The 14,857-nt window shown below is 70.3% G+C and carries 15 protein-coding genes; 1 reads left to right on the top strand and 14 read right to left on the bottom strand.

Annotation, left to right across the window (positions count from 1 at the left end; all coding sequences use genetic code 11):
- Nucleotides 1-104: 104 nt before the first annotated feature.
- The 12 genes from metK to pyrR all read right to left on the bottom strand — a co-directional run bounded on the left by metK (nucleotide 105) and on the right by pyrR (nucleotide 12,994).
- Complete coding sequence (metK, locus tag ABD798_RS13880) at nucleotides 105-1,307, bottom strand: methionine adenosyltransferase (protein WP_344874601.1); 1,203 nt, start codon at nucleotides 1,305-1,307, stop codon at nucleotides 105-107.
- 96 nt (nucleotides 1,308-1,403) lie between these two features.
- Entirely contained in the window at nucleotides 1,404-2,681 is a 1,278-nt protein-coding gene (coaBC, locus tag ABD798_RS13875) for a bifunctional phosphopantothenoylcysteine decarboxylase/phosphopantothenate--cysteine ligase CoaBC (protein ID WP_344874599.1), read from the bottom strand.
- Nucleotides 2,678-2,965, bottom strand: coding sequence for a DNA-directed RNA polymerase subunit omega (gene rpoZ, locus ABD798_RS13870; protein ID WP_052407405.1), 288 nt, complete (start codon nucleotides 2,963-2,965; stop codon nucleotides 2,678-2,680). Before rpoZ ends, coaBC begins: the two co-directional genes overlap by 4 nt.
- Before the next feature lie 38 nt (nucleotides 2,966-3,003).
- Complete coding sequence (gene gmk / locus ABD798_RS13865; RefSeq protein WP_344874596.1) at nucleotides 3,004-3,642, bottom strand: guanylate kinase; 639 nt, start codon at nucleotides 3,640-3,642, stop codon at nucleotides 3,004-3,006.
- Nucleotides 3,639-3,956: an integration host factor, actinobacterial type gene (gene mihF, locus ABD798_RS13860; RefSeq protein WP_030430043.1), complete on the bottom strand. Its 318-nt coding sequence runs from the start codon at nucleotides 3,954-3,956 to the stop codon at nucleotides 3,639-3,641. Before mihF ends, gmk begins: the two co-directional genes overlap by 4 nt.
- A 439-nt stretch (nucleotides 3,957-4,395) precedes the next feature.
- The gene (gene pyrF, locus ABD798_RS13855) at nucleotides 4,396-5,238 is read right to left on the bottom strand and encodes an orotidine-5'-phosphate decarboxylase (protein ID WP_344874594.1); all 843 of its coding nucleotides are present in this window, start codon (nucleotides 5,236-5,238) and stop codon (nucleotides 4,396-4,398) included.
- Complete coding sequence (gene carB, locus ABD798_RS13850; protein ID WP_344874592.1) at nucleotides 5,235-8,537, bottom strand: carbamoyl-phosphate synthase large subunit; 3,303 nt, start codon at nucleotides 8,535-8,537, stop codon at nucleotides 5,235-5,237. The genes pyrF and carB overlap by 4 nt, the downstream gene beginning before the upstream one ends.
- Nucleotides 8,538-9,659, bottom strand: a complete 1,122-nt coding sequence (gene carA / locus ABD798_RS13845) for a glutamine-hydrolyzing carbamoyl-phosphate synthase small subunit (protein WP_344874590.1) — start codon at nucleotides 9,657-9,659, stop codon at nucleotides 8,538-8,540. It lies immediately after the preceding gene.
- Complete coding sequence (locus ABD798_RS13840; protein ID WP_344874588.1) at nucleotides 9,656-10,177, bottom strand: PH-like domain-containing protein; 522 nt, start codon at nucleotides 10,175-10,177, stop codon at nucleotides 9,656-9,658. Before ABD798_RS13840 ends, carA begins: the two co-directional genes overlap by 4 nt.
- Nucleotides 10,177-11,466 (bottom strand): dihydroorotase, encoded by a 1,290-nt coding sequence (locus ABD798_RS13835; RefSeq protein WP_344874587.1) that lies wholly within the window; start codon nucleotides 11,464-11,466, stop codon nucleotides 10,177-10,179. The genes ABD798_RS13840 and ABD798_RS13835 overlap by 1 nt, the downstream gene beginning before the upstream one ends.
- On the bottom strand, nucleotides 11,463-12,395 hold the full coding sequence (locus ABD798_RS13830; RefSeq protein ID WP_344874585.1) for an aspartate carbamoyltransferase catalytic subunit: 933 nt from the start codon (nucleotides 12,393-12,395) through the stop codon (nucleotides 11,463-11,465). The genes ABD798_RS13835 and ABD798_RS13830 overlap by 4 nt, the downstream gene beginning before the upstream one ends.
- The gene (pyrR, locus tag ABD798_RS13825; RefSeq protein WP_344874583.1) at nucleotides 12,392-12,994 is read right to left on the bottom strand and encodes a bifunctional pyr operon transcriptional regulator/uracil phosphoribosyltransferase PyrR; all 603 of its coding nucleotides are present in this window, start codon (nucleotides 12,992-12,994) and stop codon (nucleotides 12,392-12,394) included. The genes ABD798_RS13830 and pyrR overlap by 4 nt, the downstream gene beginning before the upstream one ends.
- 257 nt (nucleotides 12,995-13,251) lie before the next feature.
- Here pyrR and bldD point away from each other — a divergent pair, with 257 nt between their 5' ends.
- Nucleotides 13,252-13,740 carry a transcriptional regulator BldD gene (gene bldD, locus ABD798_RS13820; protein ID WP_030430051.1) on the top strand — a complete coding sequence of 163 codons (489 nt, stop codon included), beginning with the start codon at nucleotides 13,252-13,254 and terminating at the stop codon, nucleotides 13,738-13,740.
- A gap of 89 nt (nucleotides 13,741-13,829) precedes the next feature.
- Here bldD and nusB read toward each other — a convergent pair whose 3' ends face one another.
- Complete coding sequence (gene nusB, locus ABD798_RS13815; RefSeq protein WP_344874580.1) at nucleotides 13,830-14,255, bottom strand: transcription antitermination factor NusB; 426 nt, start codon at nucleotides 14,253-14,255, stop codon at nucleotides 13,830-13,832.
- Nucleotide 14,256: 1 nt separating this feature from the next.
- Entirely contained in the window at nucleotides 14,257-14,826 is a 570-nt protein-coding gene (gene efp, locus ABD798_RS13810; protein WP_344874578.1) for an elongation factor P, read from the bottom strand.
- Nucleotides 14,827-14,857: the final 31 nt, after the last annotated feature.

The following is a 14,857-nucleotide window of genomic DNA, read 5'->3' as shown; positions in this document are numbered from 1 at the left end:
AGCGAGGTACCCCGAGCCTGAGCCGATGTCGAGCGCGGCGGGACCCAGACATGCCGCGAGGCGGCCGAACAGCAGTTCGGCCGCCTCAACGGGAAGTACTTCAATCACACGCCCGCGGCGTTCTTGAGGGCGTCGACGCGGTCCAGGCGCTCCCACGGGAGCTCCAGCTCGGGGCGGCCGAAGTGGCCGTAGGCGGCGGTCTGCGCGTAGATCGGGCGCAGCAGCTCCAGGTCCCGGATGATCGCGGCCGGGCGCAGGTCGAAGACCTGGCTGATGGCGGCCTGGATCTTGGCCGGGTCGATGTTCTCGGTGCCGAAGGTCTCCACGAACAGGCCGACCGGGGCCGCCTTGCCGATGGCGTAGGCGACCTGGACCTCCATCCGGGAGGCCAGGCCCGCGGCGACCGCGTTCTTGGCGACCCAGCGCATGGCGTAGGCGGCCGAGCGGTCCACCTTCGACGGGTCCTTGCCGGAGAACGCGCCGCCACCGTGGCGGGCCATGCCGCCGTAGGTGTCGACGATGATCTTGCGGCCGGTCAGTCCGGCGTCACCCATGGGGCCGCCGATGACGAAGCGGCCGGTCGGGTTGACCAGCACGCGCACGTCGCTGGTGTCCAGCTTCAGCTCGTTGATCTCCGGGGCGATCACGTGCTCGCGGACGTCGACGGCGAGCATCTGCTCCAGGTCGATGTCGGCGGCGTGCTGGCTGGAGAGCACCACGGTGTCCAGGCGGACCGGCTGGTCACCCGCGTACTCGATGGTGACCTGCGTCTTGCCGTCCGGGCGCAGGTACGGCAGCGTGCCGTTCTTGCGGACCTCGGTCAGCCGCTTGGACAGCCGGTGCGCCAGCGCGATCGGCAGCGGCATCAGCTCGGGGGTGTCGGTGCAGGCGTAGCCGAACATCAGGCCCTGGTCGCCCGCGCCCTGCTTGTCGATGTCGTCCTCGGCGCCCTCGACCCGGGTCTCGTGCGCGGTGTCCACGCCCTGGGCGATGTCCGCGGACTGCGAGCCGATCGCGACGTTGACGCCGCAGGAGTGGCCGTCGAAGCCCTTGGCCGAGGAGTCGTAGCCGATCTCCAGGATCTTCTCGCGGACGATCGAGGGGATGTCGGCGTAGGCCTCGGTGGTCACCTCACCGGCGACGTGCACCTGGCCGGTGGTGATCAGGGTCTCCACCGCGACGCGGGAGCGCGAGTCCTTGGCCAGCAGCGCGTCCAGGATCGAGTCGCTGATGGCGTCGCAGATCTTGTCCGGATGACCCTCGGTCACGGACTCGCTGGTGAAGAGTCTGCGGCTCTGCTGCGTCACGGTGTTCTCCTGAGAAAGTTCAGCTTCGGTAGATGGGCTCTGGCGTCGCAGGGCTCTGCTGTCCCAGGTCTTTCGGCGTCCCTCGAAAGGGCTGCGTCAGCGTACTTCGCGGCCGGAGCCGCCTGACGGGACGTATTCAAGCTTCTTGCTCACAGCGTCCCAGAGCAGAGCCGCGAGTTCAGCTTTCCCACCAAGTGGGAGCTCGGTGGCCACCGCGCCCGCGTCCTGCGCGCTGAGCAGCCAGCCGGAGTTCTGCTCGACCTCGAAGGCCCGCCCGTCGCCGACGGCGTTGACGACCAGCAGGTCACAGCCCTTTCGGGCCAGTTTGGCCCGGCCGTGCTCCAGCGGCGTGCCCTCGGCGTCCCCGGTCTCGGCCGCGAAACCCACGACGAGCTGTCCAGGGAAACGGTGTACAACCAGCTCGGCGAGGACGTCGGGGTTGCGGGTCAGCTCCACGACGGGGTCCGGCCGGTCGTCCGACTTCTTGATCTTGTGTTCGGCCGTGGCCACCGGGCGGAAGTCCGCGACGGCCGCGGCCATCACCACCACGTCGGCGGTCTTGGCCGCGGTGCGCACCGCCTCGCGCAGCTCCAGCGCCGTGCCGACCCGCACCAGGTCCACCCCGGCGGGCGTGGCCAGGTCGGCGGTGTGCGCGGCGACGAGCGTCACGGTGGCTCCGCGCTGCGCGGCGACCCTGGCGAGCGCGAAGCCCTGCCGCCCCGAGGAGCGGTTGCCCAGGAAGCGCACCGGGTCCAGCGGCTCGCGGGTACCACCGGCGGAGATCACCACGTGCCTGCCGTCGAGGTCGCGGGGCAGCGCGTCGCGGCGGGCCAGCAGCAGGCGGCACAGCTCGGCGATCTCGGCGGGCTCGGGAAGGCGGCCCTTGCCGCTGTCCTTGCCGGTCAGCCGCCCGCTCGCGGGTTCGGCGACGATCACGCCCCGCTCGCGCAGCAGCGCCACGTTGGCCCTGGTCGCCGGGTGCTCCCACATCTCGGTGTGCATCGCCGGGACCAGCAGCACCGGGCAGCGCGCGGTCAGCAGGGTGTTGGTCAGCAGGTCGTCGGCCAGCCCGTGCGCGGCCTTGGCCAGCAGGTCGGCGGTGGCCGGCGCGACCACGACCAGGTCGGCGTTCTGGCCGAGGCGCACGTGCGGCACCTCGGGCACGTCGGCGAAGACGCCGGTGTGCACGGGGTTGCCGGAGAGCGCCTCGAAGGTGGCCGCGCCGACGAAGTTCAACGCCGCCGAAGTCGGAACGACCCGCACCTCGTGACCGGTCTCGGTCAGCCTGCGCAGCAGGTCGCACGCCTTGAAGGCGGCGATCCCACCGGCGACGCCGAGAACGACCCGAGGGCGGGTCCCGTCCGTGTTACTCACTCGCCTTCGGTGTGCTCAAGCATCCCGGCGTGGATCTCGCGCAGCGCGATCGACAGCGGCTTCTCGCGCGGACCCGGCTCCACCAGCGGGCCGACGTACTCCAGCAGGCCCTCGCCGAGCTGGGCGTAGTAGTCGTTGATCTGCCGCGCGCGCTTGGCGGAGTAGATCACCAGGGCGTACTTCGAGCTGACCTTCTCGAGCAGGTCGTCGATCGGGGGGTTGGTGATGCCCTCGGCGCCGGTGATCGGCTGCGCGAGCGCGCCCAGCTCTGCGGGGATCGTCACTGAGATTGCTCCAAAAGTCTGCAAATCCGGGGTGCGGCCTAGTCCCGGGACGGGGCCGCCGTACTCGGTGCGGTACTGGGTGCGGCCGGGCCGACCATCAAGTTTACCAAGTCGGCGGCGGCTTGACGCACGTCGGCGTTGACCACGTGGTGGTCGAACTCCTCGGCGGCCGCCAGTTCCTCGCGCGCGACCTGGAGCCTGCGCTCCACAACCGCCTCGTCCTCGGTGCCGCGCCCGGTGAGCCGGTCGACGAGCACCTCCCAGGACGGGGGCATCAGCATGACCAGCCGGGCCTCGGGCATCGCCTCCCGGACCAGCCGGGCTCCCTGGAGTTCGATCTCCAGGACGGCCGGGCGGCCCGCCTCCAGCGCGGCCAGCACCGGCGCGCGGGGCGTGCCGTAGTGGTTGCCCGCGTACTCGGCGTGCTCCAGGATCTCGCCGGAGTCGATCATGCGGTGGAACCAGTCGCGGTCGACGAAGTGGTAGTGGGTCCCGTCGACCTCGCCGGGGCGCGGGGACCGCGTCGTCGCCGACACGCTGAAGTACAGGTCCGGGGCCATCCGGCGCACCTCGGCCAGCACGCTGGACTTGCCGACGCCGGAAGGGCCCGAGACGACGGTGAGCCGGGGCCGGACGACGATGGCGCTGTCGTCCGGCCCCGGCCGCTCCGCGGTCACTCTGCGCTGAACTCCGCGAGCAGCGCCTTGCGCTGACGGTCGCCGAGACCACGAAGACGACGGCTGTTGGCGATCTCCAGGCGCTCCATGATCTGGGCGGCGCGGACCTTGCCGACGCCGGGAAGGGCCTCCAGCAGCGCCGAGACCTTCATCTTGCCCAGGATCTCGTCGCTCTCCGCGGAGGTCAGCACCTCCTTGAGGTTGGTGCCACCGCGCTTCAGGCGCTCCTTGAGCTCAGCGCGAACGCGACGAGCAGCAGCCGCCTTCTCCAACGCTGCAGCCCGCTGCTCCTCGGTCAGCTGGGGAAGGGCCACGATCATCCTCCGTGGGGTGGGGGTTCTATCCAGTAGGAACGGTGCGGCGACCGTACCGACCGGGTCTGACAGGACACAACGCGGGTCACATCCGAACACGTCTCCAGCGACTCGCTCTAGCGACAGTGTCCGCCGTGTCCCACATTCGACATCAGTCCCGAGGATGACTACCCATTCGGGTTGTCCTCCTGCTGGCGGACGGTCAACGAACGTTAGCCGTGAATGCCCGTGAAAGCGGTATCACCCGCACGACATTCCCGCCAAACGCTCGGCACCGGGCGCAAGTACTACCAGTACCGGCGCCTTCACCGCTACTGACCCGCTACAAGGCCCCGGATCTCCTACATCACACATTTCGTACGCGAGCCGAAACAACCCCTCTTGCCAGAGGGGTCCCCGCACGGTTTTCCGAAGCCCTTTCGGGGCTGCCCGGACACTCTCAGACACGCAGCGAAGCGGCTATCGCGGCACTCGCGCGCAAAGCCGCCGAACGCACTTCCGAGACGCCGGGACCGTGCCGGAGAACGTCGCGGGAAGTGGTCGGCAGAACGTGCGCGATCTGATCTCCGAAGACCGTTCTCAGATCCGCGCCGCTCGCGCCCTGGGCACCGATGCCCGGAGCCAGCAAAGGCCCGTTGACCTGCGAAAAGTCCAGTCCAGTCCGGCCGACGGTCGCGCCGACGACGAGCCCGACCGAGCCCAGCGGATCGGCGCCGGAATTGCGCGCGGCGGCCTCGTCGACCATGGCTTGGGCGATGCTGCGGCCGTCCCCGTCCAGCGCCGCGGTCTGCACCGGCAGAGCCTCCGGATTGGACGTCCTGGCGAGCACGAACACCCCCCGCCCGGTGCGCTCGGCAAGGCTCAGCGCGGGCTCCAGAGAACCGAAGCCGAGGAAGGGTGAGAGCGTGACCGCGTCGGCCGCCAGCGGCGAGGAATCGTCCAAGTAGGCATTGGCGTACGCCGACATGGTTGACCCGATGTCACCCCGCTTGACGTCCAACAGGACCAGGGCACCGGCCTGCCGGGACTCCGCGATGACCCGCTCCAGGACGGCGACGCCCCGCGAACCGTGGGCCTCGAAGAAGGCCGACTGGGGCTTGATCACCGACACGGTGCCCGCCAGCGCCTCCACGGCGGTCAGCGCGAACCGCTCCAGACCTCCGACGTCTTGGGCGAGTCCCCAAGACTCCAGCAGGGCCGGGTGCGGGTCGACGCCCACGCACAGCGGTCCCCGCTCGGAGACCGCTGTGACGAGGCGAGCACCGAAGGGACGGGGGCTCACGCGCGGGCCTCGCGGACCGCCGCCTGGAGGTCCTGCAGCGACCGCACTCCGATGTCTCCCCTGATGAGGGCCTCGATGCCGTGCACGGCGGCAGCCGCGCCCTGGACCGTGGTGACGCACGGGATGTCCCTGGCGACGGCCGCCGTGCGGATCTCGTAGCCGTCGAGGCGGGGCCCGTGGTTGCCGTACGGAGTGTTGATCACCATGTCGACCTCACCGGCGAGGATCGTGTCGACGACGTTCTGCTCGCCCTCGAAGTGCTTGCGCACCACCGTGCACGGGATGCCGTTGCGCCGCAGCACCTCGGCCGTGCCGTCGGTGGCAAGAACTTCGAAGCCGAGGTCGGCCAGCCGCTTGACGGGGAAGATCATCGCGCGCTTGTCGCGGTTGGCCACCGAGACGAAGACCCGGCCGCTGGTGGGCAGAGACCCGTACGAAGCCGCCTGCGATTTGGCATATGCCTTACCGAAGGAGGCGTCGATGCCCATCACCTCGCCGGTGGACTTCATCTCCGGGCCGAGCAGCGAGTCCACGCCGCGCCCGTCCGGGGTGCGGAAGCGGTGGAAGGGCAGCACGGCCTCCTTGACCGCCACCGGGGCCGACACCGGCAGGTCGCCGCCGTCGCCCTTGGCGGGCAGCAGGCCCTCGTCGCGCAGCTCGGAGATCTTGGCGCCGAGCGCGATCCTGGCCGCCGCCTTGGCCAGCGGGACCGCCGTGGCCTTGGAGACGAACGGCACGGTCCGCGAGGCGCGCGGGTTGGCCTCCAGCACGTAGAGGACGTCGTCCTTGAGCGCGTACTGCACGTTGAGCAGGCCGCGCACGCCGATGCCCCTGGCGATCGCCTCGGTGGTGCGGCGGACCGCCTCCAGGTCCGTGCGGCCGAGGGTGATCGGCGGCAGCGCGCACGCCGAGTCGCCGGAGTGGATGCCGGCCTCCTCGATGTGCTCCATGACGCCGCCGAGGTAGACCTCCTGGCCGTCGCAGAGCGCGTCCACGTCGATCTCGATGGCGTCGTCCAGGAAGCGGTCGACCAGCACCGGGTGCTCCGGGCTGACCTCGGTGGCCCTGGCGATGTAGCCGGCCAGGGTGTCCTCGTCGTAGACGATCTCCATGCCGCGCCCGCCGAGCACGTAGGAGGGCCGCACGAGCACCGGGTAGCCGATCTCGTCGGCGATCCGCTTGGCGCCCTCGAAGGAGGTGGCCATGCCGTACTTCGGCGCGGGCAGCCCGGCGGCGGTGAGCACGTCGCCGAACGCGCCGCGCTCCTCGGCGAGGTGGATGGCCTCCGGCGAGGTGCCCACGATCGGCACGCCCGCGTCGGCCAGCCGCTGCGCCAGCCCCAGCGGGGTCTGCCCGCCGAGCTGCACGATCACGCCCGCGACCGTGCCGGAGCGCTGCTCGGAGTGCACGACCTCCAGGACGTCCTCGAAGGTCAGCGGCTCGAAGTAGAGGCGGTCGGAGGTGTCGTAGTCGGTGGAGACCGTCTCCGGGTTGCAGTTGATCATGACGGTCTCGAACCCAGCGGCCCGCAGCGCCATGGCCGCGTGCACGCAGGAGTAGTCGAACTCGATGCCCTGGCCGATCCGGTTCGGCCCCGAGCCCAGGATCAGCACCTTCTGCCGTTCCCGCTGCTCGGCGACCTCGCACTCCGCGTCGGGGTCCAGCTCGTAGGCGGAGTAGTGGTACGGCGTGTTCGCGGCGAACTCGGCCGCGCAGGTGTCCACGGTCTTGAAGACCGGGCGGACGCCGAGCCGGTGCCGCAGCACCCGCACGCCGTCCTCCCCCGCGAGCTCGGGGCGCAGCGCGGCGAGCTGCCGGTCGGAGAGGCCGTTGCGCTTGGCGCGGCGCAGCAGCGGCTCGTCGAGCACCGGGGCCGTCTCGATCTCCTGGCGCAGCTCGATGAGCGCGGCGATCTGGTCGACGAACCACGGGTCGATTCCGGATGCCTGGCAAACCTGCTCGACGGTGGCGCCCATGCGCAGCGCGCGGTCGACGGTGTAGAGCCGCCCGTCGTGGCCCTTCTTCAGCGCTTCGAGCGTCTGCTCCAGCGTCACGTCCGGGTCCGCCACGGTCCAGAAGCCCGCGGCCTTGGTCTCCATCGAGCGCAGGACCTTGCCCAGCGCCTCGGGGAAGTTGCGGCCCATGGACATGGCCTCGCCGACGCTCTTCATCGTCGTGGTCAGCTCGGGGTCGGCGCCGGGGAACTTCTCGAAGGCGAAGCGCGGCACCTTCACCACGACGTAGTCCAGCGTCGGCTCGAAGCTGGCCGGGGTCTCGCCGGTGATGTCGTTGCGGATCTCGTCCAGGGTGTAGCCGATGGCCAGCTTCGCGGCGATCTTGGCGATCGGGAAGCCGGTGGCCTTGGAGGCCAGCGCGCTCGACCGCGACACCCGGGGGTTCATCTCGATGACGACCATGCGGCCGGTCTCCGGGTGGATGGCGAACTGGATGTTGCAGCCGCCGGTGTCCACGCCCACCGCGCGCAGCACGTCGATGCCGACGTCGCGCATGTGCTGGTACTCGCGGTCGGTCAGCGTCATCGCCGGGGCCACGGTCACCGAGTCACCGGTGTGCACGCCCATCGGGTCGATGTTCTCGATGGAGCAGACCACGACCACGTTGTCCTTGCGGTCGCGCATGAGTTCGAGCTCGTACTCCTTCCACCCGAGCACGCTCTCCTCGATGAGCACCTCGGTGACCGGGCTCTCCGCCAGGCCGACCGAGGCCAGGCGCTCCAGGTCCTCGGGGGTGTGCGCCATGCCGGAGCCGAGGCCGCCCATGGTGAAGCTGGGCCGGATGACCACGGGCAGGCCCAGCTCGGCGACGGTCTCGCGGACCTCCTCCATGGAGTGGCACACGCGGCTGCGCGGGGTCTCGCCGCCGATGGTGGCGACGATGTCCTTGAACTTCTGCCGGTCCTCGCCGCGCTGGATGGCGTCGATGTCGGCGCCGATCAGCTCGACGCCGTACTTCTCCAGCACCCCGCGCTCGTGCAGGGCGACCGCGGTGTTGAGCGCGGTCTGCCCGCCCAGGGTGGCCAGGATGGCCTCGGGGCGCTCGGCGGCGATGACCTTCTCGACGAACTCGACGGTGATCGGCTCGACGTAGGTGGCGTCGGCGAACTCCGGGTCGGTCATGATCGTCGCCGGGTTGGAGTTGACCAGGCTGACCCGCAGGCCCTCCTCGCGCAGCACGCGGCAGGCCTGGGTCCCGGAGTAGTCGAACTCGCACGCCTGGCCGATCACGATGGGACCGGAGCCGATGACGAGGACGTGCTTGATGTCAGTGCGCTTGGGCATCTACTTCTTCCCGTCCATGAGCTCGACGAACTGGTCGAACAGGGGCGCGGCGTCGTGCGGACCCGCGGCGGCCTCCGGGTGGTACTGCACGCTGAACGCCGGAACGTCCAGGCAGCGCAGTCCTTCGACCGTGTCGTCGTTGGGGCAGTAGTGGCTGACCTGGGCGGCGCCGAACTCGGAGTCGAAGCGCTCGCCGGGGGTGCCCTCGACGGCGAAGCCGTGGTTCTGGGCGGTGATGGCGACCTTGCCGGTGGCCACGTCGATCACCGGGATGTTGATGCCCCGGTGGCCGTAGCGCATCTTGTAGGTGCCCCGGCCCAGTGCGCGGCCGAGGACCTGGTTGCCGAAGCAGATGCCGAACAGCGGCAGGCGGCGGCTCAGGAACTCCTTGGTGAGCGCGACCGCGTGGTCCTGGGTGGCGGGGTCACCCGGGCCGTTGGACAGGAACACGCCGTCCGGGGACACCGCGAGCACGTCGTCCACAGTGGACCCGAGCGGCAGCACGTGCACCTCGATGCCGCGCGCGGCCATCATGCGCGGGGTGTTGGACTTGATGCCGAGGTCCAGCGCGGCGACGGTGAAGCGGCGTTCGCCGTCGGCCTTGACCACGTAGGGCTTGGCCGTGGTGACGTCGCGGGCGAGATCGGAGCCCGCCATCTCCGGCGCTTGGCGGACCTCGGCCAGCAGCTGGTCGAGGTCGGCGACGGCGTCACCGGAGAAGACCCCGGCGCGCATGGCGCCGCGCTCGCGGATGTGCCGGGTGAGCGTGCGGGTGTCCACACCGGAGATCCCGACGATCCCCTGGTTGGTCAGCTCCTCGTCGAGGGAGCGGACGGAGCGCCAGTTCGAGGGCACGCGCGCGGGGTCGCGCACGACGTAGCCCGCGACCCAGATGCGCTCGGACTCGTCGTCCTCGTCGTTCCAGCCGGTGTTGCCGATCTGCGGCGCGGTCTGCACCACGATCTGGCGGTGGTAGGAGGGGTCGGTCAGGGTTTCCTGGTAGCCGGTCATGGCGGTGGAGAAGACCACCTCGCCGAGGCTGCGGCCGAGCGCCCCGTAGGACTCGCCTCGGAAGCTTCTGCCGTCCTCCAGCACCAGGACAGCGGGGGTGCGAGAACTCATCGCGCCGAGTTCCTCTCGGGGTCGTGATTCGGGGTCATAGTCTGCAAGGCGGCCTCCCACTCGGGGTAAACCGAACGGTCATCGCCTCGGAACCCGGTGTCCAGCAGCCAGTTCTCGTCGAGCGCCCAGGTCAGCACGAGCACGCCCTTGATGCCCATGGCCTTGCCCGCGAGGCCCCTGGCCGAGCGGGCGCCGCGGAAGGTCTGCGCGGGAATCCACAGTGGACTCGCGCCGACGCGCTCGACGTGCAGTCCCTCGGCGGTCAGCCGCGCGGTGGCCTCGGCGCGGTGGCCGATGTCGCCGACGGCGATGCGGTCGTGCCAGTCCCTGGCGTCCACGGTTCCCACGTAGACGCCCTTGAGCGGCGGCAGCAGGTCCGCGCCGATGCTGGTGGGCTGGGCGAAGAAGCCGGGCATCACGGCGGCTTGGCGGCGGGCCCGGTAGCGCCAGCCGCGCAGCATCGCCAGCAGGCTCAGCACCAGCAGGCCGACGACGATCAGGGTGAGCAGGGCGCGCATCAGCCGCACACCTTTCCCTCGTGCGCGGTGATCCGCCCGCGCAGCATGGTGAGGACCACCCGGGCGGGCAGTTCCATGCCCTCGAACGGGGTGTTGTCGGAGATGCTGGCGAAGTCCGCGCCGCGCACCGTCCACCGCGCGTCGGGGTCGACCAGCGCCAGGTTGGCGGGCTCTCCCTCGGCGAGCGGGCGGCCCTGGTCGGGCAGTCCGGCGATCTGCGCGGGGCGCTCGCTCATCACCCGCGCCACGCCGCGCCAGTCCAGCAGCTCGGTGACCACCATCGTCTGTGCCACAACCGAAAGCGCGGTCTGCAAGCCCAGCATGCCCGGCCGCGCGCTCGACCACTCGCAGTCCTTGTCCTGCGGCGCGTGCGGGGCGTGGTCGGTGGCGACGCAGTCGACGACGCCTTCGGCGAGCGCGGCCCGCAGGGCTTGGACGTCCACGGAGGTCCGCAGCGGCGGGTTGACCTTGTTGACCGGGTCGTAGCTCGCCAGCAGCTCGTCGGTCAGCAGCAGGTGGTGCGGCGTCACTTCGGCCGAGACCCCGGTGCCACGGGCCTTCGCCCAGCGCAGCACGTCGACCGTGCCGGTGGTGGAGACGTGGCAGACGTGCAGCCGACCGCCGGTGTGCTTGGCCAGCAGGCAGTCCCGCGCGACGATCGCTTCCTCGGCGACGGCGGGCCAGCCCGCGAGCCCGAGCCGCGAGGCGACCTCGCCCTCGTTCGCTTGCGCCCCCACGGTGAGCTTCGGCTCCTCGGCGTGCTGGGCGATCACCGCGTCCAGTGCCTTGCTGTACTCCAGCGCGCGGCGCATCAGCAGCGGGTCGTGCACGCAGTGCCCGTCGTCGCTGAAAACCCTGACCCCGGCGGTGGATCGGGCCATCGTGCCGAGCTCGGCGAGCTTCTCGCCCTTGAGCCCCACCGTGACCGCGCCGACCGGGTGGACGTCGACCAGGCCGACCTCCTGGCCCTTGCGCCACACGTGCTCCACGACGAGCTGCGTGTCCGCGACGGGATCGGTGTTGGCCATGGCGAACACGGCGGTGTAGCCACCGAGCGCCGCGGCGGCCGAGCCGGTCGCGATGGTCTCGGTGTCCTCACGCCCCGGCTCGCGCAGGTGCGTGTGCAGGTCGACGAACCCGGGCAGCAGGACTTTCCCTTGCGCCTCAATGACTTCGGCGTCGCCCTCGTCGAGCCCGGCGCCGATCCGCGAGATCACACCGTCCTCGATCAAGACGTCGACGGGCTCTCCTTCGCCGTAGAGGAGAACCCCCCTCAGCAGCGCGCTCACAGCGCATTCCCTTCTCCGACAAGCAAGTGATAAAGCACAGCCATCCGAACGTGCACGCCGTTGGACACCTGGTCCACGATCGCCGCACGCTCGGAGTCGGCCACGGCGGAGGAGATCTCCATGCCGCGCAGCATCGGCCCCGGGTGCAGCACGACGGCGTGCTCCGGCAGCAGCTTCATGCGGTTCTCGTTGAGCCCGTAGGCGATCGAGTACTCGCGCGCTGACGGGAAGAACCCGCCGTGCATGCGCTCGGCCTGCACGCGCAGCAGCATCACCGCGTCCAGCCCCGGCAGCTCCGCGTCCAGGTTGTAGGACACGGGCACCTTCCACGCCTCGACCCCGGCGGGCACGAGCGTGGGCGGTGCGACGAGAACGACCTCGGCGCCCAACGTGGTCAGCAGGTGGACGTTCGACCGCGCGACCCGGCTGTGCAGGATGTCGCCGACGATCCCGATCCGCCTGCCGCGCAGATCTCCCAGGCGCTCCCGCAAGGTCGCCGCGTCCAGCAGCGCCTGCGTGGGGTGCTCGTGCGTGCCGTCGCCCGCGTTGATCACGCCGGTGCCGGTGTGGCCCAGCCAGCCCGAGAGCCGGTGCGCCGCACCGGATGCCGGGTGCCGCACGATCACGCAGTCGGCTCCCGCGGCGGAGAGCGTGAGCGCGGTGTCGCGCAGGGACTCGCCCTTGTTCACCGAGGACCCGCTGGCGGAGACGTTGATCACGTCCGCGCTCATCCACTTGCCCGCGATCTCGAAGGAGACGCGGGTGCGGGTGGAGTTCTCGTAGAACATCGTGATCACCGTGCGGCCGCGCAGCGTCGGCAGCTTGCGCACCTCGCGGCCGAGCAGCGTGGCCTTGAGCTCGGCGGCGGTGTCGAGAACGGCGGTGGCGGTGTCCAGGTCCAGGTCCGCGGCGGAGAGCAGGTGCTTCACCGCGAGCCCCCCTGGCTCAGACGGTGTTGGCTCAGGAAGGCACCGTCGTCACCGTCCACTTCGGACAGGTGGACCGCGATGTCCTCGCTGCGCGCGGTCGGCACGTTCTTGCCGACGTAGTCCGCGCGGATCGGGAGTTCGCGGTGGCCCCGGTCGACCAGCACGGCCAGCTGCACCGCGCGGGGGCGGCCGTGGTCGCGCAGGGCGTCCAGCGCGGCGCGGACCGTGCGACCTGAGAACAGAACGTCGTCCACGAGGACGACGAGCCGATCGTCCACTCCGCACTCCGGGAGCTGCGTGTGCTCGAGGGGGCGCGCGGGTTTGCGGCGCAGATCGTCGCGGTAGAGCGTCACGTCGAGGGCGCCGACCGGCACCTTGACGCCGCTGAACTCCTCGATCTTCTCGGCGAGCCGCGCGGCGAGCGGGGCGCCCCGCGAGGGGATGCCGAGCAGCACCACCGACTCGTGGTCCGCCGCGTCCAACGCGGTCTTCTCGATGACCTGGTGGGCCATCCGGGCAACAGTGCGCGCGACATCCCCGGCCGACAGCAGCTCGCGCCGCTCGGCCGGGTCCGCCGCGGCACCGGAAGGTGACGCCACGGAAGGGACCTCCTTCCCCGCCTCACTGGACGGGTCCTTAAAGGACGTCTAGCAGGGCTTTTGCCCAGCCACCCGAGACCGTATCAAGAACTCGCGATCAGCCGTCCGAGTGGTGTGTCACTACTCGCCCGCCTGCCGCAGTGAGATCAGCTTGACCTGGTGAGTTCGAGCGGCAACCATTACTCTCCGTATTGGATGTGATGTTCCCTGCGGCAACTGGTGCCTGCCGACGGGGCGAACGAACGGAGAACCGCCACATGGGCGATTACGCCAAGGCGCTGGGCGCCAAGCTCCGCGCGATCCGCCAGCAGCAGGGCTTGTCGCTGCACGGCGTCGAGCAGAAGTCCGGCGGTCGCTGGAAGGCGGTCGTCGTCGGCTCCTACGAGCGCGGCGACCGAGCGGTGACGGTCCAGAAGCTGGCGGAGCTGGCCGACTTCTACGGCGTGCCGGTGGCGGAACTGCTGCCCGAGGGCCGGGTCCCGTCCGGGGCCGAACCGGCGACGAAGATCGTGATCAACCTCGAACGGCTCCAGCAGCTACCAGCGGACAAGGTGGGCCCACTGGCCCGCTACGCCGCGACGATCCAGAGCCAGCGCGGTGACTACAACGGCAAGGTGCTCTCGATCCGCACCGAGGACCTGCGGTCGCTGGCGATCATCTACGACATGACCCCCGGCGAGCTGACCGAGCAGCTCATCGACTGGGGCGTGCTCCCGCCCGAGGCCAGGCCCTCGAAAGAGGACTGAGTGGACTGACCCGGAGCAGGCACCACGACGAGGCACCCGCGAGCCAGTGGCTCACGGGTGCCTCGTGGGTTTCGGTGCCGGCGCGGGTGCTAACCGTTGAGCGAGGCCCGCAGGTGCCCGGCGATCCCGGCGATGCGGCCGAGCACCCCGTTGACGAAGCGCGGGGAGTCGTCCGTGGACAGCGTCTTGGCCAGCTCGATCGCCTCGTCGATGGCGACCGCGTCGGGCACGTCGGCGGCCCAGAGCAGCTCGTAGAGGCCGATCCGCAGGATGGCGCGGTCCACCGCGGGCATCCGGTTGAGGTTCCAGCCCTCGGCGTGCTCGGAGATCAGCTGGTCGATCCGGGGCGCGTTGTCGCGCACGCCCTCCACCAGGGTGATCGTGTAGTCGTTGACCGGGGCGACCTCGGTGGACCCGACCCGCTCGGAGATGAGCGTGACGGGGTCCACCTCGCGGGCCTCGGCCTCGTAGAGGACGTCGACGGCCCGCTTCCTGGCCTTGCTGCGCGCACCCATGTCAGCTGTTGACGCGGCCGAGGTAGCGCGCGTCGCGGGTGTCCACCTTGACCTTGTCGCCGGTGTTGACGAACAGCGGGACCTGGATCTCCGCGCCGGTCTCCAGGGTGGCGGGCTTGGTGCCGCCGGTGGAGCGGTCGCCCTGCAGGCCCGGGTCGGTGTGCTGGATCAGCAGCTCGACGGAGGCGGAGAGCTCGACGTAGAGCGGGGCGCCGTCGTTCGAGGCGACCATCGCGGAGGTGTTCTCCAGCATGTAGTCGGCGGCGTCGCCCACGATGGCACCCGAGACGGTGATCTGGTCGTAGGTGTCGCCGTCCATGAAGATGAAGTCGGCGCCGTCCTTGTACAGGAAGGTCATCTCCCGCTTGTCCACGTTGGCGGTCTCGACCTTGGTGCCGGCGTTGAAGGTCTTGTCCACGACCTTGCCGGAGAGCACGCTCTTGAGCTTGGTGCGCACGAACGCGGGGCCCTTGCCCGGCTTGACGTGCTGGAACTCCACGACGGTCCAGAGCTGGCCGCCGTCGAGCCTGAGCACCATGCCGTTCTTGAGGTCGTTGGTGGTGGTGGCCACGGTGGTGATCTCTCCTGAGGTGATGTCGGAG

Source organism: Allokutzneria multivorans (genome assembly GCF_039537405.1).
GTDB classification, from domain to species: domain Bacteria; phylum Actinomycetota; class Actinomycetes; order Mycobacteriales; family Pseudonocardiaceae; genus Allokutzneria; species Allokutzneria multivorans.
Note: the sequence above shows the minus strand (reverse complement) of the source record. Positions and strands in the feature narration are given on the sequence as shown.